This window comes from Pseudozobellia sp. WGM2 (assembly GCF_017810075.1).
Lineage (GTDB): Bacteria > Bacteroidota > Bacteroidia > Flavobacteriales > Flavobacteriaceae > JADNYK01.
Genome location: NZ_JADNYK010000003.1, coordinates 193,169 through 217,142, shown reverse-complemented (window position 1 = coordinate 217,142; position 23,974 = coordinate 193,169). Strand labels below are relative to the sequence as shown.

The window sequence follows — 23,974 nt, the reverse complement described above, 5'->3', positions numbered from 1 at the left end:
GTAGAACAAAGGGTGAACTTACAATGTTGAATAAATAGTTTAGCCATCCATTCCTGTTCAAATATCCTGTTAAAACTGATTTAAGATCTGAGATTATTTTACTTTTGAAATGTATGAAAAGAAAAACCGTATATACTATAATTTTGATTTGTTGTATAGTAGGTTTTTGGGTCTTTGATAATTTCTATACCCCAGCCACCTATTCCGATGAATCTCAGAAAGGGTTGGTTACTGAAATTGCTTTTGACTTTTTACCTAGCTCAACTACGGGTGCTGTGATCAACCATAGTCATTTTGCACTCTCGTATAACGAGCCTTATGAGCAAGCCGAATGGGTCGCGTATACTTTAAAGCGTGAACATTTGACAAATGATCAACGAAAGCGTCCATATTTCATTGAAGACCCTAAGGTAAAGACTAAATCTGCCGATTGGCGCAATTACAAAGGTTCCGGGTACGATAGAGGTCATCTTTGCCCGGCCGGTGACCGTAAATTTTCTGAGCAAGCCTATAATGAAACATTTTATACGAGTAATATAAGCCCACAAGACAGAGCGTTCAATGCTGGAATCTGGAACCGACTTGAAATGCAAGTGCGCCAATGGGCCAAACAATATGGGGAGATTTTTGTAGTTACCGGCGGAGTTTTAGAGAACGGACTTGAAGAAATAGGAGAAGAAGATGTAGATGTGCCCCATTATTATTATAAGATTTTGGCTAGACAAGAAGGCAATTCGACCAAAATGCTCGGGTTTTTATTTCTGGGGAAAGAAAGTACAAATCCACTTCGTGAATTTGCGGTAACGGTAGATGAAATCGAGCAAAGAACGGGGATAGACTTCTTTGAAAAGCTTTCCGATAAGATTGAAGCCGATTTAGAATCAACTGTAGATGTTACAGGTTGGAGGTTTCAATAGTTTAAATACCTTCTTTAAGCCGATTGGCGTCTAGTTTTAAGAATACGAACAGAAGAGCGGTAAAAAACAACAAGCCCGAACCCCCATAGCTAAAGAAGGGCAATGGTATGCCAATGGTCGGTAGCACGCCAATGACCATGCCTATATTTATAAAATAGTGTATAAGCAGTATCGACACTACTCCATAACCATACATGCGACTAAAATCAGTTTTTTGCCTTTCGGCAAGAAAGACCAACCGAAGCAATAAAAGTGTAAAGAGAATAACAACAGTTGATGTGCCAATAAAGCCCCATTCTTCACCAACGGTGCTGAAAATGTAGTCAGTATGTTGTTCGGGCACGAAATCCCCCTTGGTGCGTGTACCCTCCAGAAAACCCTTTCCGAAAAAACCTCCTGATTCTATGGCTTTTTCAGACTGGTACGTATTGTAACCAATTGTTTTTCTAATCTGTTCTAACTTATTGGGGTCTTTTTCAAGTCGCAACCATAGGCTGAATCGGTCTCTATGTCTTTGCTCGAACACATTGTTGAAAACGAAATCTACCGATAGCGAAAAGAGAATTGCAACAATTACCCCTGCCGTTAGAGGTAATACCGGAACCCTGAACTTTTTTTTCTTTAATAAAAAGAACAGAATAATCATTAAGGCTATAAAGATTACTATCCAAATAGTACCGAACATTAATGTTGTTATAAAAATTAAAATGGCCATTAGGGCTATGCCGAGATAGTATAAAGGAAGTCCTTCCCTAAAGATCACAAATGATAAAGAAAAGAATACTAAGGCACTACCTGGATCGGGTTGAGGTATAATCAATATTGCCGGAATCAAAATAATACTGAAAGCGTAAAGTTGATCTTTTCGTCTTTTGATATCAGTCTGAATATCACTTAAGTATTTGGCGAGGGCAAGAGCCGTGGCTACTTTTGCGAGTTCTGATGGTTGTAGGTTGAAAAAGCCAAGATTGTACCATGAGGTGGCACCGGCAATCGTTTTACCGAATACAAATAGCCCCAAGAGCAATACCATACTAATGAGATACAACAAACTGGAAAATCGCTCATAGAAATTGGCTTCAAGCGCAAGTAGTATGACAATTGAAGCTAAACTGGCCCCAATGAAAAATAGCTGTTTACCATGTAGTGTTCCAAAGTCGAAAATAGAAGAATCAGATTCTGAAAACGTACTCGAATATATATTCAGCCACCCGATGGCGACTAGAAGAAGATAGAAAAGAACGGCTAGCCAATCAACCCTTTTAAGAACACTTTTACCCGACATATATATTTATTCTAAACTCGATTGTTTTTCAGGTTTACGTGCATGCTGGCTCCAGTCGTATTCGTTAATTTTAAATTCTTTACCAGTAAAAGGTTTAGCATATTCATATTCTAAAGTTCTTTCTAGCATACGTTTTTCAAGATCGGTTCTGGTTATCTCTCCCTTAACATATTTTTCAATCAATAACGATGCAATATGACCTGCGTAGCGCCCACCGAAATAACCATTTTCGATATAGACGGCCAAAGCAATTTTAGGATTTTCGACCGGGGCAAAGGCCACAAATACAGAATGGTCGGTGAGTTGAACCCGAACACTATCAATTTTGGTAAAATTTTCAACAGTACCGGTCTTACCGGCTATTTTTACATCAGGTATCTGTATCCATTTAGCCGTACCTTTCTCGTATACGTCGGCCATACCTTGAACTATAGGCTCAAAATGCCGTTTGTCTATAGTAGTGTGTTTTGGCTCTACGAAATCAGGTATGCTTATGTCTTTGCCATCTACTTTTTTTAATATATGAGGTGTGAAATAATGTCCTCTATTCGCGATGGCCGCGGTCATATTTGCCAGCTGAATAGGAGTGACCGCAACTTCACCCTGGCCTATAGAGTTTGAAATAATATAGGATGGTGCCCATCTATTGTCACCATACCATTTATCATAATATTCTTTACTTGGTATTCTACCCTTTCTTCCGGTCGGTAGGTCATAACCAAGATATTGGCCGAGACCAAAACTTTTCATATGTTCTTCCCAAACATCCATTCCTTCATCGGTGGTTTCGAATTTCTCGTAGATTTTTCTAAAAGTAGCTGCGAAATAGGCATTGCACGAATTGTAGATTCCGTCGTTGAGTTTTCTTAGACCCCCACCACAGTGGCAACCTCTTTTCTTTCGCCCTACGTAGAAACCATTATAACATTGTACGGTGGTATTTGGGGTAATTACCCCTTCTTGTAGAGCCACTAAGGCGTTAAGTGTTTTGAACGGCGAACCGGGCGAGCCCTCTGCTAAAATAGCGCGGTTGTACAAAGGTTTGGCAATGGAATCATAGTACAATTCGCTATAATTACGCGAGCGTTCTCTACCGACCAAGAGGGCAGGGTCGTAGGTAGGCCCAGAAATCATGGCAAGTATTTCGCCAGTAGAAGGTTCTATAGCAACGATACCACCACGTTTGCCCTGCATTAATTTCTCACCATACTCTTGAATGGCTTTGTCTATGGTTATATTGATCTCTAGCCCCTGTTCGGGCAAAGTATCTAATACTCCTCCTTTATATTTACCGATATCTCTGTTGAAGCGATCTTTCTGAATATATTGAACTCCTTTACGGCCCCGTAGAATATCTTCGTACTGCTTTTCGACCCCTGTACGACCGGTAAGCTCACCTTGCACGTAATATGGGTTTTTGGCTAAATCACCTTCGTTAACTTCACTAATATACCCGAGCACACTGGCGGCACTATTGGTGTCATAATATCTAAGGGATCGCTTTTGTATGTAGAAGCCACGATAATGTCGCATCTTTTCCTGAAGCTTGGCGTAATCTTCTTTAGAGAGTTGAGGTACAAAAACCGAGGGTAATCTTGGGGAGTACACACGAGCCTTTCTAAGTTCTTTTTTGAATTTCTCTTTGTCTATACCCAGCAAACCACAAAACTCAAGGGTATCTATTGCGCGAACCTCGCGAGGTATGACCATTACATCGTATGCAGGATCGTTACCAACGAGCAATTCACCGTTTCTATCATAAATATACCCGCGTTCAGGATAATCATAAACACGTTTTATAGCTGGGTCATCTAATACCTGGTCAGGTGAAAAACTGAATAGTTGCAAATAAGACAGCCTCCCCAAAAAGGTGATACCTATGATGATGATGATAGACGATAACAGAATCTTTTTCATCTATGATGAAATTTGCTTTAGGTTGACTATTCCCTAAGAATAGCTAAAAATATTAATCTTTCCGTACGCTGAAAAGTGATCCGAAAAGTAGACAAAGTATAAGTGTAGCCGCCCCTGTGGCCAGAACTTTCTTCAAAACTAAGAGGAAATTGGCCAAACTGAAAATTTCCAGCATAAAGAATACAAGATGATGTACTATTATCAATAACGTTAAAAACGTAATTTGTTGTACTTGAGTGGTGTTACTTAGTTTAAAACTTTGAAATTCGAAGTTAACGCCAAAAACAAATCGCATAATGGCCGGCCTTATATAGGCAATAGTAATGGTAGAGGCCGCATGAATGGCCATGGTGTCGGAAAAGAAATCGATGGCAAGACCCAAAAGAAAGCCTAAGCCAATAAAGGCAGCCCGATTTTCTTTGATCGGGTACCAGTAAAGAAAAAGAATATAGACCATGGGATTGATAAACCCGAAAAAATTCAGTCTATTGAAAATGAGAACCTGTACCAGCACAAGCAAGGTAAACCTGATTACATTTAAGAAATAGTAGTTACTTATCATCGGTCTGGGTCTCGTTTTGTAGTTCTAGTATCTCTTCACGAAATGCGTTATTCACGATATAAACATTTTTAATATTGGTCATATCGTTGAATAAGGTAATGTCGATACTATAAAAACTCTTAGAGGTATTCAGGTCAAACTTGCGAATGGTGCCTATCGGTATGCCTTCTGGGAAAATACTGCTCATGCCGCCCGTAACTATAGTGTCTCCTATGGTTAACGGTACCAATCGTGGAATATCTACCAATTGCACTACGTCGAATCTTTTCATATCCCAAATTAAAGAACCGAAATGGTCTGTATTTTTAATTTTGGCGTTGATGTTCGATTTTTCATTGAGAATACTCTGAACCGTGGCAAAGTTTTTTGAAGTGTTTTCTACGATGCCTAGAATTCCTTTACTGGTAATTACACCCATGTCGGGTTTTACGCTATCACGTTCCCCTTGGTCAATGGTAATATAATTGCGAGGGTGGGCAAAACTATTCTTTATAACCTTGCCGGTGGTAATGGTATAAGTTCTTTGTACGGAATCTAAGGTTATAGAATCTCCAAGGTTATTATTAAAAAGGAGGTTTCGCAGCCTTTTATTTTCATCAATGAGTTTTTGGTTCTCTTGATCGAGACCAAAATAGGTTGAGACATCATTGGAAGTGTCCAAAATATTTCCAGTTATCCAATTTGAAGAATTGAAAAAACGGGATTGATGATATGAATGGGACTGTATGGTGAAACCCAAAGATATGATCATCAAGAAGATATAAAGAAGAAAGTTCTTATATCGAATGATAAAATTGATGATCTGCTGCATTCACTTAGATTTTTATGAAACCTGCGAAGCCATTCCGAATAGAAAAGATAATAAACCTCGAAATCGCCCCGAATTCGTTTAGGTTTATTTAATAAGAATGCTTTTGTAGCGTTCAAGGTTTTTTAAAGCGATACCCGTACCTCGAACAACCGCACGTAAGGGATCTTCCGCAATGTACACCGGCAGGTCCGTTTTCTGAGACAACCTCCTGTCCAAACCACGTAGCATAGAACCACCACCTGCTAGATAAATACCTGTGTTGTAAATATCGGCAGCTAATTCTGGTGGGGTTTGAGAAAGAGTTTCCATGACCGCATCTTCCACACGAAGAATCGATTTATCCAAAGCCTTGGCGATTTCACGATATGAAATCTGTACCTGCTTCGGCTTACCTGTGAGCAAGTCACGACCTTGAACCGACTTTTCGTCCGGTGGTGTCTGTAAGTCTTCGGTGGCCGAACCTATTTCTATTTTGATATTTTCAGCTGTAGCTTCACCTACATAAAGGTTGTGCTGTGTGCGCATGTAATAAATAATATCGTTGGTGAATACATCACCTGCAATTTTCACCGATTTGTCGCAAACGATACCTCCCAAAGCGATAACCGCAATCTCGGTAGTACCACCACCTATATCGACGATCATATTACCTTTTGGCTGCATGATGTCGAGTCCGATACCAATGGCGGCCGCCATGGGTTCATGAATTAGATAGACTTCTTTACCATTTACACGCTCTGCAGATTCTTTAACAGCACGCATTTCCACTTCGGTAATACCTGATGGAATACAGATTACCATTCGTAAAGCAGGAGGGAACCATTTTTTCTTTAAGGCCGGAATATTTTTGATGAACATGTTGATCATCTTCTCCGATGCATCGAAATCTGCGATTACACCATCTTTTAAAGGTCTAATCGTTTTGATATTTTCGTGGGTTTTGCCCTGCATCATGTTGGCTTCTTTACCAACGGCGATAATTTTACCGGAAATGCGATCCCGGGCAACAATAGACGGACTGTCGACAACGACCTTGTCCATATGAATGATGAGGGTGTTCGCAGTACCTAGGTCGATAGCGATTTCCTCAGTCAAGAAATCAAAAAATCCCATTTGTAATTTTCTTTGGTTACGTTACTAGCTTGATTGGGGTATGCTGTTCATCGACAAATGTAGTAAAATTAGTGCTTGAAATGACGGGTTCCCGTCATCACCATTGACACATTATTCTCATTACAATAATCGATGCTTAATTGGTCTTTAATAGACCCGCCCGGCTGTATAACGCTAGAAATACCGTTTTTATGCGAAATTTCTACACAATCTGGAAATGGGAAGAAAGCATCGCTCGCCATAACGGCTCCATTTAAATCAAAATTAAAGTGATTTGCCTTGTGAATCGCTTGATTTAGAGCGTCTACACGAGAAGTCTGTCCGGTGCCACTGGCACACAACTGCTTGTTTTTTGCTAGTACGATGGTGTTCGATTTTGTGTGTTTACAAAGTTTCGATGCGAAAATAAGGTCGTCAAGTTCGCTTTGGGTAGGCTGCTTTTCGGTAGCATATTGCAAATCTTCGATGCTGTCGGTTCTATTATCTTTCTCTTGAACGAGCAGGCCATTGAGACAGGTTCTTACCTGTTTGTTCGGCAATTCAATATCGTTTTGTACTAAAATAATGCGATTCTTTTTACCCTTTAAAATTTCAAGGGCATCTGAGGAATAACTTGGCGCTATAACTACTTCACAGAACAATTGATGTATTTCTTCAGCTGTTGCCTTGTCAATTTCAACATTACTGATCAATATGCCACCAAAAGCGGAAACCGGATCACCTGCCAAGGCATCAACATAAGCTTGGTGAATAGTGTCTCTTTGGGCAAGACCACAGGCGTTGTTGTGTTTAAGAATGGCAAAGGTAGGGGCGTCGCCCTTAAATTCGGTCATCAGGTTGACCGCGGCATCAACATCCAATAAATTATTGTACGAAAGTTCTTTGCCGTGAAGTTTGTCGAACATTGCTTCGAAATCACCATAGAAATACCCTTTCTGATGTGGGTTTTCTCCGTAACGAAGCTCTTTTCCATTAGTTTCACTAATTTTCAGAACAGGCTTTTCATCTTGATTAAAATAGTTGAATATTGCCGAATCGTAGTGAGAAGAAACATTAAAGGCCTTTGCAGCAAATTGCTTTCGGTCTTCTAGAGTCGTATTTCCATTGTCTTTTGATATTACTTCAAGAAAATCACTGTAGTCTTCCATAGAAGAAACGCAAAGAACATCTTTATAATTTTTTGCAGCTGCACGAATCAATGAAATACCTCCGATATCGATTTTTTCGATAATATCTTGTTCCGAAGCACCACTGGCAACGGTTTTTTCAAAAGGGTATAGGTCTACGATAACAATATCGAGTTGGGGAATGTCGAACTCCTTTAGTTGATTAACATCGTTCTCATTGTCTTGACGGTTTAAAATACCGCCAAAAACCTTGGGGTGCAAAGTTTTTACCCGACCGCCCAATATTGATGGATAGCTCGTTACATCTTCAACGGGCACTACCTCAATGCCAAGTTCTTTTATGAATTTTTCGGTTCCTCCGGTAGAATAGATAGTGATACCAAGTTCATCGAACTTTCTAACGATGGGTTCGAGACCATCTTTATGAAATACGGAAATTAAGGCGGAAGTAGCTTTTTTAGTGCTCATGTTGTTTGCGTGTGGTTAACGGATTTATGACACGCAAAAGTAAATCTTTAAAGACAAAAATCCGACGAGGTTATCAACAATTACAGAGAAGTTTTAAACCCTTTGGACTACTTTTAATATATAAATCGGAAAAAGTTTAATTATTACTGGTCTTAGGCAGAATTGAGGGCGGTTTTAGGAGTGAAATAGAACCGCTTGTTCAGTATTTCAATTCAATCAACTTGGCCACTTCACTATTTATAAACTCTAAAAAGCGCTCATCTTCTTGTGTAAACGGATCTGGGGTGTTTGAATCTATATCGATCTGCCCCACGTTCTCCCCATTAACAAATAAAGGCACCACAATTTCAGCCTTGACGGTTATGCTACATGCTATATAATTGTCTTGCGCTGCAACATCAGGAACTACAAAGTTTTGGTTTGAAACGGCAACCTGGCCGCAAATTCCTTTGCCGAACGGTATAATGGTATGGTCTGTGGGCTCCCCGGCGTAAGGACCAAGTTTGAGTTCCTCTTTATCTCCATTCTTAAAATAAAAACCCACCCAATCATAGTGGTCAACCTTTGCTTGCAAGAAACTGCAAAGTTCTTGTTGTTTTTCTTCAATTGATTTTTGAGAGCGTAATATTTCTAATGCTTTTGGGCGAAGTTCGGTCAGCATGACAATCTTTTTTACAAATATAATCATACTGTAGTTCGTGCTTTTGCTAAAACCTTACAATCTAAAAAGCAAAAAAGGGATGCCGCGTGGCATCCCTTTTTATAAAGTATTTTGAGTTGAGGTTAAGGCTGGATCTTTACGTCGAACATAATATAGTCGTTGTTATTAAAGCCAGGCTCAATTTCCGTTATTTTAATTAAACCTTTTTTGCCATAGTTGTCAACAAACTCAATAACATCACCAACATTCATGCTGGTTACTTTTTGAAACTCATCTTGTTCAATACCGTCTAAATCTTCAGAAAGCGTGATGGCATCAAATTCAGTTTTAGTGATAGCTGAAAGCTCAAAGAACATCTCATTGAGCTCTTCGTCTTCTACGCCTTCTTCTGCTTCAAAGCCTTCTACATCGAAGGGAAAAGCAGTTTTATAAAACGCCGTTGAAGCGAAAGAAGCTTTTTCGTCATTGGTATAATAGTATCCGAAATCCCAAAAAGCACGGAAGGCGGCACCTTGTTCAGGGTCATCAACATCACCATCAACAATTTTGTAAACAGTACCATTAAGGAAGGATAAGAATGTTTCTGTTGTACCATCCTCGGCTGGTGCGAACAACTGAATATCGGTAAAGCTACGTACCTCTGCATCTGGATTATTTCCGTTACCAACAGTTACTGTAATCGTACCTACGCCTAAAGCCAATCTTTTTGTAGGGTCTCTAAAATCACCCTTACCCGTGGTAGTCCAAAAGCTATACACAATTTCTCCATTATCGATATCGGGTACAGGAAGACTAAAAGTAAAATCTATTTCTTTTTTAGTAGCTCCGTCTAAGTCTATTGAACCGTCAGCCTTTGTAGCTTTCTGAAGGTCGTCGCTATCTAGGTCGAAGTTGTTAAAGGGCATGTCGCCACTGCCTCCAACATTTTGAGTAATATACATTCTTCTTTGGGTAAGGTCGGTAGAAGTGAAAATTACGCGGCCCTCTACTTCTGTACCAACTTCTCCACTGGCTTCTGCCACTACTATGTCATTGCTAGGGTCTCCTTCATTAAAAATTAGGGTAGCCACTTCCTCTTCCTCCTCAGGTTCATCATCGGGGTTATCTTGTTCTGGGTCGTTCGGAGTGTCGAATACATTGCCTTCGTCATTGCTGCAACTGCTAATGAAAAGTGCTAATGTGAAAATAACCACTCCTGAAGTGATTTTTGTTAGTAGTCTTTTTTTCATAATCAAAATAAGATTTATAGTTAATAGTTGTGATTAAATTATACTATTGTAATAGTATATAACTCCAAACCTCTTATTAAATTATATAAGTTATCGTGATTTTAATTTATTTTTCAATTTTGACGTTTCTTGAGTTAAAATAGGTCGGTCTTGAGTTAAAGATGTCTTATTGTATTCAAAATCAAAGTATCATTCACTACTTTTGTATTAATGAAAGAAAAGCTACATCGTATATTTTCATGTTTGATGGCACTGCTATTGTTGCTTTCGACTACTTCTTGGAAAGTCGAAAAGCACTATTGCATGGGTCGTTTGATGGATGTCTCTTTTTTCGTTGATGCTCAAGATTGTGGTATGGATATGACTTCTGGGGCAGAACAGGAAACCGTTATAGAAAAAAAGTCGTGCTGTGATAGTGAGGTCATTCTTTTAGAAGGTCAAGATGATGTCGCCAGTGCTCATAACGATTTTGACATAGGTCAGTTGCAGTTTGCTATTGCCTACGTTTACTCTTATTTCGGTCTGTTCGAGCCGCATACTGCACAGAGAATCCCATACGAACATTATAGTCCACCCCTAATCGTGCGAGATATTCAACTGCTCGACGATGTTTTTCTAATTTGATTTTACAAGCTTTCCTATTGTGTCGTTCATCTCTATGAGATGAAGGGCTTTACGTGTTCTGTGTAGTCGCTCTTCCTGATTTTTGAGGTTTCGAGTTTTCAACACAGACCAGATTTCAATATTATTCCCATAAAAATTAAACTATATGCAATATACCTATCATATACATGGTATGACCTGTAATGGTTGTAGAAGCCATGTAGAGCATACTTTGGCCCAGATAAAGGGTGTAAGTAGTGTGGAGGTGAATTTAGAGAAAGCGGAAGCGGTTCTTGAGATGGAAAATAAGGTTGCTCTAAAAAAGCTTCAAGAAGCATTGAAGAAAGATGGAGGGCGTTATTCCATTCATACAGAAAAGACGAACCGTCAACCTGAAGCAAAAAAAACCAATAAGGAGTTCAAGGGTATCGGTTTTTTTTATTGTCCCATGCATTGTGAGGGAGATAAAACATATGCAGAACCGGGCGATTGCCCCGTTTGTGGTATGGACCTTGTGCCGGCCAAGGCTGATGTATCTGCCGAAGAGAAAACGTATAAAGGACTACTGAAAAAGTTTTGGATAGCCTTGTTTTTTACGGCGCCAATTTTCATGATTGCGATGTCTGAAATGCTCAATGAGAACCCTTTGAACAATTTGTTGCCGGTCGGTTATTGGAATTGGATTCAGTTTGGTCTTTCACTTCCCGTAGTCTTCTATGCGACTTGGGTCTTCTTTGAACGTGCTTATCGGTCTATTATAACATGGAATCTTAACATGTTCACTCTGATTGGTATCGGTGCTGGTGTTGCTTGGCTTTTTAGTTTTTTCGGAATGCTTTTTCCAGATTTTTTTCCGCCACAGTTTAAGACCGATTCGGGTACGGTTCATGTTTATTTTGAAGCCGCAACCGTAATCTTGACCTTGGTACTAATGGGGCAGGTTTTGGAAGCGCGTGCCCATAGTAAGACAAATTCGGCAGTAAAGGAGTTATTGAAACTTGCTCCGAATAAGGCGATTCGCTTAGTAGGCGATAAAGAAGAATCTATAACAATCGATAAAATCGAAATTGGAGATTTGCTTCGGGTAAAACCAGGAGATAAAATTCCTGTGGATGGCGAAATTGTTGAAGGAGAAAGTACCATAGATGAATCGATGATTACTGGAGAGCCCCTTCCTGTTAGTAAAGCAGTTGGAGATTCTGTCAGTTCCGGAACTATCAACGGTAAACGGTCTTTCGTGATGAAGGCCGTAACGGTAGGCTCCGACACTTTGCTTTCGCAAATCATAGAAATGGTGAATACGGCCAGTCGAAGTCAGGCTCCCATTCAGAAGCTGGCAGATAAAATTTCCGCTTATTTCGTTCCGACTGTAATACTTATTTCTCTAATCACTTTCGTGGTGTGGGCCATTTTTGGTCCTGAGCCGGCCTATGTCTATGCCTTGGTTAATGCTATAGCAGTTTTGATTATCGCTTGCCCTTGCGCCTTAGGTTTGGCAACACCAATGTCAGTGATGGTCGGTGTGGGCAAGGGCGCCCAAAACGGAGTGCTTATTAAAAATGCCGAGGCCTTGGAGAAGATGGATAAGGTCGATGTGTTGATTATTGACAAGACAGGAACAATTACAGAAGGAAAACCATCGGTAGAAAAGATTGTCGGGGTGTCCGATACTTTTGACGAAAATGATATAATTCAGTACATCGCCAGTCTTAATCAGTTAAGTGAACATCCTCTTGCAGATGCTACGGTCAGTTATGCCAAGGAAAGGAATATTCAACTTCTGAAAACCACCGATTTTGATTCTGTAAGTGGAAAAGGAGTGAAAGGCTTGGTAAATGAAAAAAGGGTGCTCGTAGGAAACCTGAAGCTGTTACAGAATGAAAAGATCGAGGTTTCAGAGAAATTGGGTAAAATCGTTTCCAAAGAACAGGAGAAGGGTAAAACTGTTTCCTATTTGGCGATCGAGGGTATAGCGATCGGGTCGGTAATAATAACTGATAAAATTAAGGAAACCAGTAAGCAGGCCATTCAAAAACTTCAAGAACAGGGTATTGAAGTAATAATGCTCACAGGTGATAATTCTGGTACGGCCAAGGCTGTAGCCCAAGAAATGAACTTAAATACGTTCAAAGCCGAGATGTTGCCTCAAGATAAACTCAATGAAGTAGAGCGACTACAGAATGGGGGTAAAAAAGTTGCCATGGCCGGAGACGGAATCAACGATGCTCCGGCGCTTGCGAAAAGCGATGTGGGTATTGCTATGGGAACCGGTACCGATGTGGCAATTGAAAGTGCGGCGATTACTTTAGTGAAAGGTGATTTGCACGGTATAGTCAAAGCTCATGGGCTGAGTGTAAAAACCATGAAGAACATTAAACAAAACTTGTTTTTTGCCTTGATTTATAACACGATTGGGGTACCCATAGCAGCAGGCGTGATTTTCCCATTTTTTGGGGTGCTATTATCACCTATGTTGGCAGCTCTGGCTATGAGCTTCAGTTCAGTGTCGGTAATTGCTAATGCGTTGCGGTTAAGAACCGCAAAACTTGATTAATTAAAATATAGAATAAGTAAATGAATAAATATATAATAGTAATTATAACAAGTCTATTGCCTTTACTCTCCTTTTCTCAAGAAAAAGTAAAGGGTAAGATAACCGAGGCCGTGGCATCTGGAAATGGCTTGGCATTGTCTGGGGCGAGCGTGTATTGGATGAATTCTCAAACCGGTACGGTCACAGACCAAAATGGGGAGTTTGATATTCCCTATAAAAAGGAATATGATCGATTGATCATCAGTTATGTGGGCTTCGAGTCGGATACGCTTACCGTAACTGAACCGAAAATCGTAAATCATTCCTTAAAAGCTTCCAATGAATTGGAAGAGGTTGTGGTCGAACAGAAGAAAGAACCACTTCAAAAGGCATATTTTAGCTCTCAAAATGTGATTACCGTCAATAGTGCAGAGCTGCTCAAGGCCGCTTGTTGCAATCTAGCGGAAAGCTTTGAGACCAATCCCTCCATAGATGTAAATTTTTCCGATGCGTTGACCGGCACCAAGCAAATTCAAATGCTGGGATTGACAAGTCCGTATTTGTTGATTACCCAAGAGAACATTCCTATGGTACGCGGAGCTTCACAAGCTTATGGTCTAACATTTACCCCTGGTACTTGGATCGAAAGCATACAAATCACTAAAGGGGCAGGTAGTGTGGTGAATGGTTATGAGAGTATCTCAGGTCAAATAAATACCGAGTTGGTCAAGCCATTGACCGATAATGCGGTTTTCGTAAACGGGTATGCCAATGAAAATGGTAGATACGAAATAAACACACATTTTAATAAGAAGTTGACCGATAAATGGAGTACCGGTCTGTATGTTCATGGTAACAAGCGAACTCAGAAAGAAGATGATAATGAAGATGGGTATCTAGATGCGCCTTTGGCGGATCAGATAAATGTGATGAACCGATGGCAGTATCAAGATCCCGAAAACGGATGGGTAAGTTTTTTTAATGTGCGATTTCTAAATGATGAAAAGCAAGTGGGGCAGGTAGACTTTGATCCATCGACGGATAAGTTCACTAGAAATGCTTGGGGTAGTGAAATTGATACGCGACGTTTTGATACATCTTTAAAATTAGGTTATGTTTTTCCTGAGCTCCCCTTTCAAAGTATGGGTTTTCAGATGTCGTACAGCAAACATATTCAAGATTCTTATTTTGGCTTTCGGGAGTACAATATTGACCATGAAAGTCTTTATGGAAATTTATTGTTCAACTCCATTATTGGCGATACACAGAACAAATTTAAAACAGGTCTGACCTTCGCTTACGATGGTTATGACGAAATGGTGACGACAGCTGATTATTCTCGAAATGATAGGTCGGTCGGTGCCTTTTTTGAATATGGTTATGACAACTTGGAAAAAATAAGTCTTACCGCAGGGTTGCGAATAGATAATCATAACAGGTTAGGAACTTTTGTAACACCAAGATTTCATATACGCTACACCCCTTGGGAGCGAGCTAGCTTAAAAGGCTCTTTGGGTAGGGGGAAAAGAGCTGCGAACATTTTTGCAGAGAACCAGCAGCTTTTTGCTTCTTCAAGGGAGATACGAATTTTAGATGATGGAGGAAGTGTTTACGGACTGGAACCTGAAGATGCATGGAACTATGGGGTAAGTTTTCTTCAAGGTTTTACTTTTCTAGGGCGCCCTGGGGAAGTAGCTTTTGATTTTTATCGAACGGATTTTAAGAATCAAGTCGTAGTCGATTGGGAAAATCCCCAAGAAGTTTCATTTTACAATTTAGACGGTGATAGCTACGGAAGTAGTTTTCAATTAGAACTTAACCATAGAATTTTACCGCGTACCGAAATTCGAACCGCATACAAATATTATGATGTAAAGACTGACTACAATAGCGGTACGCTTCAAAAGCCGTTACAGGCCCAGCACCGTTTTTTTGCCAATATTGGGTATGAAACTAAAGTAAAGGAAAATGGAGCGCATTGGCGTTTCGATTATACCCTGCACAGTTTTGGTGAAAAGCGATTGCCCAGCACATCGAGCAATCCGATGAATTATCGTTTAGATGCGTACTCTTCTCCCTATAATCACATGAACGCACAGGTAACCAAAGTATTTTCCGATTCTTTTGAGATATATGTTGGAGGTGAAAATTTAAGCGAAGTCACTCAAGATAGTCCGGTATTGGGGGGTGATGGCCCTTTTGGTCCGTATTTTGATACCACTATTGTGTACGCCCCAATTATGGGAAGAATGTTCTATGCAGGATTTAGATTTAAAATATAAAAACTAAAAATTAATCAATATGAGAAAAATAGTATTTGCCTTAAGCCTTGCCTTGCTAAGTACAATAAGCTATGCGCAAGACAAGAACAAGAAATTAACTATTGATGTCGACGGCAAGTGCGACATGTGTAAAACCCGAATTGAAAAAGCGGCATTGGGTGTAAAAGGGGTGAAATATGCCATGTGGGATATTCCATCGCATCAATTGTCGTTGATTGTCGATGAAAGAAAGACTAATCCTATGATTATAAAAAAGGCACTTGTAGAGGTCGGCCATGATACCAAAGAATTAAAGGCGACCGAGGATGCCTATAATAGTGTTCACCCGTGCTGCAGATACCGTGAAGATAATTCTGATGACAGTGGTCATCATTGAATATGACTTATTGAAAAAAAAGCGTTTCTAGATTCAATCTAGAAACGCTTCTTAAGCTTATTGCTCCCCCCGCTGGCGAGAGCATCCGTGCTCGTGCCAACAGTAGTAAAAAGTAAAGACAGGAATAATTATAATGAGTAGAAAGCAATGACGAAACACCCCTGTAAAAACCGTTTCGGTTTTTACTGTCCCCTAAAGGGGACAATTGATACTCCCACTTTGAAGGGGGGGGCGGCAGGGAGGGGGATATATTCAATATTAAAATCTGATTTATAATAAATAAAAAAGCGGTTCTAGATTTAATCTAGAACCGCTTTTTAAGTTTACTGCTCAGAAGAACGATTACATCATTCCTGGCATTCCGCCGCCACCCATTGGAGGTCCAGCAGGAGCATCTTCTTTAATGTCAGTTAATGCACACTCGGTAGTCAAGATCATACCGGCAACCGATGCGGCGTTTTCAAGGGCCACACGTGTTACTTTCTTAGGATCGATGATACCAGCCTTCATCATTTCGACATATTTCTCAGATTTGGCATCGTATCCATAGTCAGCCTTACCATCAAGTATCTTGGCAACAACTACAGAGCCTTCACCACCTGCATTTTCTACGATAGTTCGTAGAGGAGACTCAATGGCACGGGCAACAATCTGTAGACCTGTTTCTTCATCGGCGTTCTCGACCTCAACTTTGCTCAATACAGTTTTGGCACGAACCAATGCAACGCCACCACCGGCAACAATACCTTCTTCAACGGCAGCTCTTGTTGCGTGTAATGCATCGTCAACACGGTCTTTTTTCTCTTTCATCTCTACTTCAGAAGCGGCACCTACATAAAGTACGGCAACACCACCGGCCAACTTGGCCAAACGCTCTTGAAGCTTTTCTTTGTCGTAATCAGAAGTTGTAGTCTCGATTTGAGATTTGATCTGATTAACACGTGATTTGATGTCTTTCTGAACACCACCGCCGTTTACAACAGTTGTGTTGTCTTTATCGATAGTTACTTTTTCACAAGTACCCAACATGTCGATAGTCGTATTGTCTAAAGAGAAACCTCTTTCTTCAGAAATAACAGTACCACCGGTAAGAATCGCGATGTCTTCTAACATTGCCTTTCTTCTATCACCAAAACCTGGAGCTTTAACAGCTGCGATCTTAAGTGAACCTCTTAATTTGTTTACTACTAAAGTAGCCAAGGCTTCACCATCTACATCTTCGGCGATAATCAATAAAGGCTTACCTGATTGAGCAACTGGCTCCAATACAGGAAGTAAGTCTTTCATTGCCGAAATTTTCTTGTCGAACAATAAAATGTATGGGTTCTCAAGATCAGCGGTCATTTTTTCAGAATCGGTCACGAAGTAAGGGGAAAGGTAACCTCTGTCGAACTGCATACCTTCAACAACGTCAACATACGTATCCGTTCCTTTAGCCTCTTCAACAGTAATAACACCTTCTTTACCAACTTTACCGAATGCTTCTGAAATCAATTCGCCGATAGTTTCATCGTTATTGGCAGAAATAGAAGCAACCTGTTTGATTTTTTCAGAAGAATCACCAACTTTTTTAGACTGTTTGGCCAAGTTTTCGACAATCGCCTCTACAGCTTTGTCAATACCTCTTTTTAGGTCCATTGGGTTTGCACCGGCAGCAACGTTTTTCAAGCCCTCTTTAACGATAGCCTGAGCAAGAACGGTAGCGGTAGTTGTACCGTCACCGGCAAGATCATTGGTTTTAGAAGCAACTTCTTTTACCATTTGCGCTCCCATGTTCTCAAGGGCGTCTGCTAATTCAATTTCTTTTGCTACGGTAACACCATCTTTAGTTACTTGTGGAGCACCGAAAGACTTACTGATGATTACGTTTCTACCCTTAGGCCCTAAGGTTACTTTAACTGCATTTGCCAACGCATCGACACCTCTTCTGAGGCCGTCACGTGCTTCGATATCAAATTTTATATCTTTTGCCATAATTAAATGTTGTTTTTAAAATTTAAAAACCCCAAACATTAAATACGCTTACCGGTTAAGAGGTATTCAATTTATTTGGAATTCGGATTTTGTTTTTTGTAGAATGGTGTTAGCTTAAATTATTGCTAAAACATCGCTTTCGCGCATCATAAGATAGTCTACGCCTTCAAGCTTAAGTTCTGTGCCAGCATACTTTCCATAAAGAACGGTGTCACCAACTTTTACGGTAACTTTTTCGTCTTTGGTTCCAGGTCCAACAGCCACAACTTTACCTTGTTGAGGTTTTTCTTTTGCAGTGTCTGGAATGTAGATGCCGGACGCAGTTTTTGTCTCAGCGGCCATAGGCTCGATAAGTACTCGATCGGCCAATGGTTTAATGTTCACTTTTGCCATATTTTTAGTTTTTAGTTCGAAATAATATTAATCTAATATGCTACTTGGCAGAAATTATGCCATGCACTAAAAACTGACACATTGTTAAAACAAAAATGCCAGCTTGTCATTAAGCTGGCATTTTTGTTATGTTTTGTGCAGTAATTACAAACTGTCTGACGGATTTGCCGCTGGAGCTGGTGTTTCTTCAGGTAGTGATTCGGGTACCGTTTCAGGTACTACCGTTTCAATATCATCTCCATTAAGCAATTTCGAATCATTGGTTCCAAAGTTGCCTTTCAAAGCCACGTTCGATGCTAAAATCAAAACGACCAATAGTATGGCCAAAGTCCATGTACTTTTATCGAGAAAATCCCCTGTCTTTTTTACGCCGCCAACTACTTGGCTGCCGCCACCTCCAAAAGAAGATGATAATCCGCCGCCTTTAGGATTTTGGACCATAATGACCAAAACCAACAAAAAACAGACGATTATTATAAGGATTAAAAAAATGGTAAACGTGCTCATAACTTCCTTACTTGTTATCTAATTGAATTCTTTCAACCGCTTTAATTCGGTCTGCAAAGAAACCACTTTTTTCCGGATATTTCAAACTTAAAATTTTATAGGCTTGAATGGCTTTTTTGTACTTTTTTTGCTCCAAATAAACCTTTGCCAAAGTCTCTGTCATCAGCTCTTTTTTGTCAATTTTGACCGAGTCTGAAATGCTCACCTTTGGAGCTTCTTTATGTGGACTTATTTTCGGTTTATCGGCAATAAATTTGTCGATAAGGTCGAACTTTTTCTTTTTAAGAACATCTTCTTCTAACGGAAAATTAATAGATTTCGGTTCTTCTTTCGGTTCAATTTTATCACCTGTAGGGGCAAAGGAGGTAAGCTGAAGCCACTCCCCAAATGAATATTTTTCTTTTTTGGTAAAAGGAAGGGGTTGCCCCATTTCAAGTTCTTTCTCTGCCCTCGCTTTAGAAGCTGCTATTTCTTCATCAATTTTTGGGTCTTTTGATTTGAATAGCTGAGGATCTAGAATTGTATCTGCTTCTTTTTTAGAAAGGGGAAGCCTGGTTTCTTTCTCATTTTCTTGAGTGTCGCTTTGCTGGGGCTCAACTATTACCTCTTCTGAAATTATTTCTGTTTCGGCCAAGGTATTCGTCTTACCCGAAATGCTGTCGGCAATGGCATTTTGCAAAAAATCGGCCGATGTGATAAAATCGAAAAGTACATCTCGGTCGGTAGTATAGGCTGCCGTTAATTTCAGCGCATTATTGTATTTAAAGCTATTAAGGTTTTTTAACCCTTTAAGATGTAATGCCCGAGCCGCTTGAAAATATGGGTACTCTTCAAGAACATCCCCAAGCTGTTTGGTGTGAACCGGAGTAACGACCTTTTCAGGATTTTGAAGTAAGTATGTAAAATCTTTTACATTCATAAAGGGGTGCAATCTTCTAGTTTCGCTACCAATCTGCCAAAGAGGCGTTAAAAATATCTTGTGTTATACGTTCGAAAATGACCTCTAGGGCTTCATCTTTAACCGCTGAAAGTTGAACATTGTCGGGATAATCATAAAAGAAGGAGAAGCGTTGTTCAAAATCGGCGTCTTCCTTTGTTTTGTTATAAAATCTAACTTTTACGGCCATTGACAATCGGTTTTGGGCTGCTGTCTGCTGGGCGGTAGCACTCATGGGCGAGATTCGATATTCTACAATTTCTCCCTCGTAAAGAAGGTCTCCGTTTGAAGTCACCAAATCAAGACTGGTCTGATTGAGAATACGGTCTTGAAGCGCTAAGGTGAAATCACGTTCTAAGCCCGGTTCAAAAGTAGACCCAGGGCTTTGTGTGGCATAGTTTTGAAATCGCGGAACCGCAAAAGTAGTTGCAGTACCTACATTGCCTCCCGTAAAATTATAAACTCCGCAGCCTTGAAGGCAAAATGCCAATAAGGGTAAGATTAAAATGCTTCTAAATATTTTCAATTCTTTTGTTTTCTATAATTAAAGATCGTATTGCTTGATCTTGCGATAGAGGGTTCGTTCAGAAATACCGAGTTCAGCAGCTGCGGCTTTTCGTTTCCCCCGATTTCGTTCTAAAGATTTTCTGATTAGCTCTACTTCCTTTTCTTGTAAAGATAGGGTTTCTTCTTCCTCTATTTCTTCTGCAAAATGGTATTTGTCCTCAATCTGTGCTCTGCTTGAACTCTGTTCTAATTGAGGTTCTGGCAAATGAAGCACCTCTAAGGCTGAACGTTCTTCCTCTTGAATATCGTCATCGTCTCCATAGATTTTTCGAATAAGACCTTCGTTCTCCTCTTGAACTTTCTCACCGTCATTGTTTTTCATCAATTCAAGGGTAAGCTTTTTTAAGTCGTTAAGGTCACCCTTCATATCGAACAAAACCTTGTAAAGAATCTCTCTTTCATTGCTAAAGTCGCCTTCCGATTTTTTCTGGCCTACCACGGCGGGTAGATTCGTACTATTGGCATTGGGCAGGTACCCGTTCAATGTTGACCAAGAAATAGAACGGCTCTCTTCGAGCACCGAAACTTGTTCGGCAATATTTCTTAACTGTCGGATGTTGCCCGGCCAACGATATTTGAGAAGCAGCTCTACGGCATCGTCTTCAAGTCGAATGGTCGGCATTTTATATTTCTGCCCGAAATCGGAAGCAAATTTTCTGAAAAGTAAATGAATATCGCCTTGCCGTTCGCGTAATGGCGGAATATTTAATTCTACCGTGCTCAACCTGTAGTAAAGATCCTCACGAAATTTTTCTCGTTTTATGGCCTCGAACATATTTACATTGGTCGCAGCGACAATACGAACATTGGTTTTTTGTACTTGTGAAGACCCTACTTTTAAGAACTCACCATTTTCTAGCACTCGAAGTAAACGAACTTGGGTGGTTAACGGTAACTCACCAACTTCATCAAGAAAAATTGTGCCGCCATCGGCAACCTCAAAATAACCGCTACGGGTTTGGGTAGCTCCTGTAAATGCACCTTTTTCATGCCCAAAAAGTTCACTGTCGATAGTGCCCTCGGGTATGGCACCACAGTTAACTGCAATATATTTAGCGTGTTTTCGGTGCGAAAGCGAATGAATAATTTTCGGAATAGCTTCTTTACCCACACCACTTTCACCAGTGACCAATACCGAAATATCGGTAGGGGCAACCTGTAAAGCCTTTTCGATGGCCCGATTTAGTTTAGGGTCGTTTCCGATGAGTTCGAAACGTTGTTTTATGGCCTGTACACTTTCCATAGTATCTTAGAACCCATAAATTATGGGCATTGTTTTTTGATTAATGTGTTTTCGTAAACGGGAACGAAACTTTTCACTAAAGACTATTTTTAGAATATCCAACGGCTTCACCCTTCAATGTTGCCGAGGTACAACTATTCATTCGAACCATAACAAAGTCACCCACTTTATAATTTTCCTTTGGAAATACAGCTACGGTATTCTGTGAATTTCTTCCCATCCAATGTTCGTCCGATTTTTTAGAAGTTCCTTCGATAAGAACTTCTTGAACTTTGTTTAGGTGTTGTTCGGTACGTTCTTGACAGTGCTGGCGTTGCAACTCAATAATTTCTGCTAACCTTCTCTTTTTAATTGCTTCGGGAATATCGTCGTCTAATTTTCTTTCAGCAAGCGTACCCGGTCTTTCGGAATAGGCGAACATAAAACCGTAGTCGTACTTAACATACTCCATTAAAGAGAGGGTGTCTTGATGGTCTTTCTCCGTTTCTGTCGGAAAGCCGGTAATCATATCTTGCGATATGGCGCAATCGGGAATAATTGTTCTAATGTTATCTATAAGCTCGAAATATTCTTCTCGGGTATGCAATCGGTTCATCTCTTTAAGAATGCGGTTGCTACCGCTCTGAACAGGAAGATGTATGTAATTACAGATGTTTTCATATTTGGCCATGGTGTGAATGACATCTAAAGTCATGTCTTGCGGATTTGAGGTGGAAAACCGAATTCTCATACGCGGTTGTGTCAAGGCTACTTTTTCGAGCAATTGTGAAAAATCGACCGCCATGGCTTTTTCCATTTCCGATGCCTTATCGTAATCTTTTTTTAATCCTCCGCCATACCAAAGGTAACTGTCGACGTTCTGGCCCAGCAGGGTTATTTCTTTAAAACCTTTTTTCCACAGGTCATTTACTTCATCAATAATCGATTGCGGATCACGGCTTCGTTCACGTCCCCGGGTAAAAGGTACCACGCAGAAAGTACACATGTTATCGCAACCACGGGTTATCGACACAAAGGCGGTAACACCATTTGTGTTCAGCCGAACCGGTGCGACATCGCCATAGGTTTCGTCTTTCGACAGAATAACGTTCACTGCATTTCTTCCCTCGTCGATTTCTTGAATCAGATTGGGTAGGTCTTTGTAGGCATCGGGGCCAACGACCATGTCGACTATTTTTTCTTCTTCAAGAAATTTATGCTTCAACCGTTCGGCCATACAGCCCAAAACCCCCACTTTCATGTGCGGTCTATCTTTTTTAATGGCATTGAATTTCTCAAGACGTTTTCTTACGGTCAATTCCGCTTTTTCACGAATTGAGCAAGTGTTGACTAGAACTAGGTCAGCTTCCTTTAGTTCTTGAGTGGTGTTAAAACCTTCATTTGATAGTATAGAAGCAACTATTTCGCTGTCGGAAAAATTCATCTGGCACCCGTAGCTTTCAATATAAAGCTTTCGGCCATTTGTTTTTTTCTCTTGCAATGTTAGGGCAGAGCCCTGAGCTGATTCGTCAATTGTTTTTTCCATAGACTCCTTTTCCCTGTAAAAAATAGAGGCAGCAAATATAGGGCTTTATACAGTTTTATGACAAATTGACAGTGAATTTTAATACTATTTTAAAATAGTGCTAAGCACATCGCTTTAGGTCGGGGTTTACTGTATTCTTCTTAATTTTAGATGAAATTGACCGCCATGAATTTTGAACAGACCGCCAAATGTATAAAAGAAAGTAAACCTCTTGACTTCGGAAGCATCTTTAGCCGCTCTATTGAACTCTTTAAGAAAGTATGGCTACAGGGTTTTTTGACCTTAATGCTAACCTTTGTATTAATTCTACCATTTTATTTTTTGGTTTACGGCCCTATGCTAGCCGCAGGTATATCTGATCCTGAAATGATAGGTAATGAAGAGATGAGTCCTGCACTCACACGTGCCATGGTGGTTTTGGTGCCACTTTTCATAGCGGGTGTTATGACGGTGTCCGTCGCGCTCAACTCTGCCTTCTTGCGCATATGCATGCTGAAAGATTCGAACAGTACTGAACCTGACGACTATTTTTATTTTTTTAAAGCAGGGAGATGGAAAAAAAGTCTCATGTTGGGTTTAATTGTTTTAGGTCTGTCACTATTGGGTGTAGCGCTTTGCGGGATTGGAATTTTCTATTTTATCGTTCCTATTTCATTAATGTCGGCCTTTTACTCATTTAATGAAAATTTGAGCGCCACTGAAATTACAAAGGCCAGTTTTCAGCTCGGAAATAAAAACTGGTTGACCATCTTCGGGCTCATTATAGTTATGGGTTTGGTGGCCGAGTTAGGTATAATTTTATGCTTTGTTGGTATATTATTTACTGCCATGTTGAGTAAAATACCAGTGTATTTTATTTACAAAGATGCGATGAAAAATAAATAGGACTAGTGTTAAGTGATTGTTACTAAGATGTTTTTGACGCAACTTTTTTAAAGTGATCG

The 23,974-nt window shown here is 40.1% G+C and carries 21 protein-coding genes; 6 read left to right on the top strand and 15 right to left on the bottom strand.

Annotated elements, in window-relative coordinates:
* The first annotated feature begins 113 nt into the window (after nucleotides 1-113).
* On the top strand, nucleotides 114-917 hold the full coding sequence (locus IV512_RS07940) for a DNA/RNA non-specific endonuclease (protein ID WP_209402215.1): 804 nt from the start codon (nucleotides 114-116) through the stop codon (nucleotides 915-917).
* Between the two features lies 1 nt (nucleotide 918).
* On the opposite strand, the gene rodA is transcribed toward IV512_RS07940, so the two are convergent.
* From rodA to IV512_RS07900, 8 genes are all read right to left on the bottom strand, one after another.
* Nucleotides 919-2,202 carry a rod shape-determining protein RodA gene (gene rodA / locus IV512_RS07935; protein ID WP_209402213.1) on the bottom strand — a complete coding sequence of 428 codons (1,284 nt, stop codon included), beginning with the start codon at nucleotides 2,200-2,202 and terminating at the stop codon, nucleotides 919-921.
* A gap of 6 nt (nucleotides 2,203-2,208) precedes the next feature.
* Nucleotides 2,209-4,119, bottom strand: a complete 1,911-nt coding sequence (gene mrdA / locus IV512_RS07930) for a penicillin-binding protein 2 (protein ID WP_209402211.1) — start codon at nucleotides 4,117-4,119, stop codon at nucleotides 2,209-2,211.
* A gap of 52 nt (nucleotides 4,120-4,171) precedes the next feature.
* The gene (locus tag IV512_RS07925) at nucleotides 4,172-4,681 is read right to left on the bottom strand and encodes a rod shape-determining protein MreD (RefSeq protein ID WP_209402209.1); all 510 of its coding nucleotides are present in this window, start codon (nucleotides 4,679-4,681) and stop codon (nucleotides 4,172-4,174) included.
* Nucleotides 4,671-5,492 carry a rod shape-determining protein MreC gene (gene mreC, locus IV512_RS07920; RefSeq protein ID WP_209402207.1) on the bottom strand — a complete coding sequence of 274 codons (822 nt, stop codon included), beginning with the start codon at nucleotides 5,490-5,492 and terminating at the stop codon, nucleotides 4,671-4,673. Before mreC ends, IV512_RS07925 begins: the two co-directional genes overlap by 11 nt.
* Nucleotides 5,493-5,576: 84 nt before the next feature.
* On the bottom strand, nucleotides 5,577-6,605 hold the full coding sequence (locus IV512_RS07915; RefSeq protein ID WP_013992538.1) for a rod shape-determining protein: 1,029 nt from the start codon (nucleotides 6,603-6,605) through the stop codon (nucleotides 5,577-5,579).
* A 68-nt stretch (nucleotides 6,606-6,673) separates the two neighbouring features.
* Nucleotides 6,674-8,200 carry a bifunctional phosphoribosylaminoimidazolecarboxamide formyltransferase/IMP cyclohydrolase gene (gene purH / locus IV512_RS07910; RefSeq protein WP_209402205.1) on the bottom strand — a complete coding sequence of 509 codons (1,527 nt, stop codon included), beginning with the start codon at nucleotides 8,198-8,200 and terminating at the stop codon, nucleotides 6,674-6,676.
* 199 nt (nucleotides 8,201-8,399) lie between these two features.
* On the bottom strand, nucleotides 8,400-8,888 hold the full coding sequence (locus tag IV512_RS07905) for a GAF domain-containing protein (protein WP_245224698.1): 489 nt from the start codon (nucleotides 8,886-8,888) through the stop codon (nucleotides 8,400-8,402).
* Between the two features lie 95 nt (nucleotides 8,889-8,983).
* Nucleotides 8,984-10,090: a hypothetical protein gene (locus tag IV512_RS07900; protein WP_209402203.1), complete on the bottom strand. Its 1,107-nt coding sequence runs from the start codon at nucleotides 10,088-10,090 to the stop codon at nucleotides 8,984-8,986.
* Nucleotides 10,091-10,300: 210 nt separating this feature from the next.
* Here IV512_RS07900 and IV512_RS07895 point away from each other — a divergent pair, with 210 nt between their 5' ends.
* The 4 genes from IV512_RS07895 (at nucleotide 10,301) to IV512_RS07880 (ending at nucleotide 15,884) form a co-directional block, all read left to right on the top strand.
* Nucleotides 10,301-10,714 (top strand): hypothetical protein, encoded by a 414-nt coding sequence (locus IV512_RS07895; protein ID WP_209402201.1) that lies wholly within the window; start codon nucleotides 10,301-10,303, stop codon nucleotides 10,712-10,714.
* Between the two features lie 145 nt (nucleotides 10,715-10,859).
* Nucleotides 10,860-13,247 (top strand): heavy metal translocating P-type ATPase, encoded by a 2,388-nt coding sequence (locus IV512_RS07890; RefSeq protein ID WP_209402199.1) that lies wholly within the window; start codon nucleotides 10,860-10,862, stop codon nucleotides 13,245-13,247.
* A 20-nt stretch (nucleotides 13,248-13,267) separates the two neighbouring features.
* Nucleotides 13,268-15,508 carry a TonB-dependent receptor gene (locus tag IV512_RS07885; RefSeq protein ID WP_209402197.1) on the top strand — a complete coding sequence of 747 codons (2,241 nt, stop codon included), beginning with the start codon at nucleotides 13,268-13,270 and terminating at the stop codon, nucleotides 15,506-15,508.
* Nucleotides 15,509-15,527: 19 nt separating this feature from the next.
* A complete protein-coding gene (locus tag IV512_RS07880) occupies nucleotides 15,528-15,884 on the top strand; it encodes a heavy-metal-associated domain-containing protein (RefSeq protein WP_209402195.1) in 357 nt (118 codons plus the stop codon).
* Nucleotides 15,885-16,226: 342 nt separating this feature from the next.
* Here the strand turns inward: IV512_RS07880 and groL are convergent, their stop codons facing one another.
* The 7 genes from groL to miaB all read right to left on the bottom strand — a co-directional run bounded on the left by groL (nucleotide 16,227) and on the right by miaB (nucleotide 23,030).
* Nucleotides 16,227-17,858, bottom strand: a complete 1,632-nt coding sequence (groL, locus tag IV512_RS07875) for a chaperonin GroEL (RefSeq protein WP_209402193.1) — start codon at nucleotides 17,856-17,858, stop codon at nucleotides 16,227-16,229.
* Between the two features lie 114 nt (nucleotides 17,859-17,972).
* Nucleotides 17,973-18,251, bottom strand: coding sequence for a co-chaperone GroES (gene groES, locus IV512_RS07870; RefSeq protein WP_072989409.1), 279 nt, complete (start codon nucleotides 18,249-18,251; stop codon nucleotides 17,973-17,975).
* A gap of 144 nt (nucleotides 18,252-18,395) precedes the next feature.
* Complete coding sequence (gene secG, locus IV512_RS07865; RefSeq protein WP_209402191.1) at nucleotides 18,396-18,758, bottom strand: preprotein translocase subunit SecG; 363 nt, start codon at nucleotides 18,756-18,758, stop codon at nucleotides 18,396-18,398.
* Between the two features lie 7 nt (nucleotides 18,759-18,765).
* Nucleotides 18,766-19,677: a hypothetical protein gene (locus IV512_RS07860; RefSeq protein WP_209402189.1), complete on the bottom strand. Its 912-nt coding sequence runs from the start codon at nucleotides 19,675-19,677 to the stop codon at nucleotides 18,766-18,768.
* 25 nt (nucleotides 19,678-19,702) lie between these two features.
* A complete protein-coding gene (locus tag IV512_RS07855; protein ID WP_209402188.1) occupies nucleotides 19,703-20,221 on the bottom strand; it encodes an LptE family protein in 519 nt (172 codons plus the stop codon).
* Between the two features lie 18 nt (nucleotides 20,222-20,239).
* Nucleotides 20,240-21,505 carry a sigma-54-dependent Fis family transcriptional regulator gene (locus IV512_RS07850; RefSeq protein ID WP_209402186.1) on the bottom strand — a complete coding sequence of 422 codons (1,266 nt, stop codon included), beginning with the start codon at nucleotides 21,503-21,505 and terminating at the stop codon, nucleotides 20,240-20,242.
* A 76-nt stretch (nucleotides 21,506-21,581) separates the two neighbouring features.
* Nucleotides 21,582-23,030: a tRNA (N6-isopentenyl adenosine(37)-C2)-methylthiotransferase MiaB gene (miaB, locus tag IV512_RS07845; protein ID WP_209402184.1), complete on the bottom strand. Its 1,449-nt coding sequence runs from the start codon at nucleotides 23,028-23,030 to the stop codon at nucleotides 21,582-21,584.
* Between the two features lie 165 nt (nucleotides 23,031-23,195).
* On the opposite strand from miaB, the gene IV512_RS07840 reads away from it, so the two are divergent.
* A complete protein-coding gene (locus tag IV512_RS07840; RefSeq protein ID WP_209402182.1) occupies nucleotides 23,196-23,915 on the top strand; it encodes a hypothetical protein in 720 nt (239 codons plus the stop codon).
* Nucleotides 23,916-23,974 lie beyond the last annotated feature (59 nt).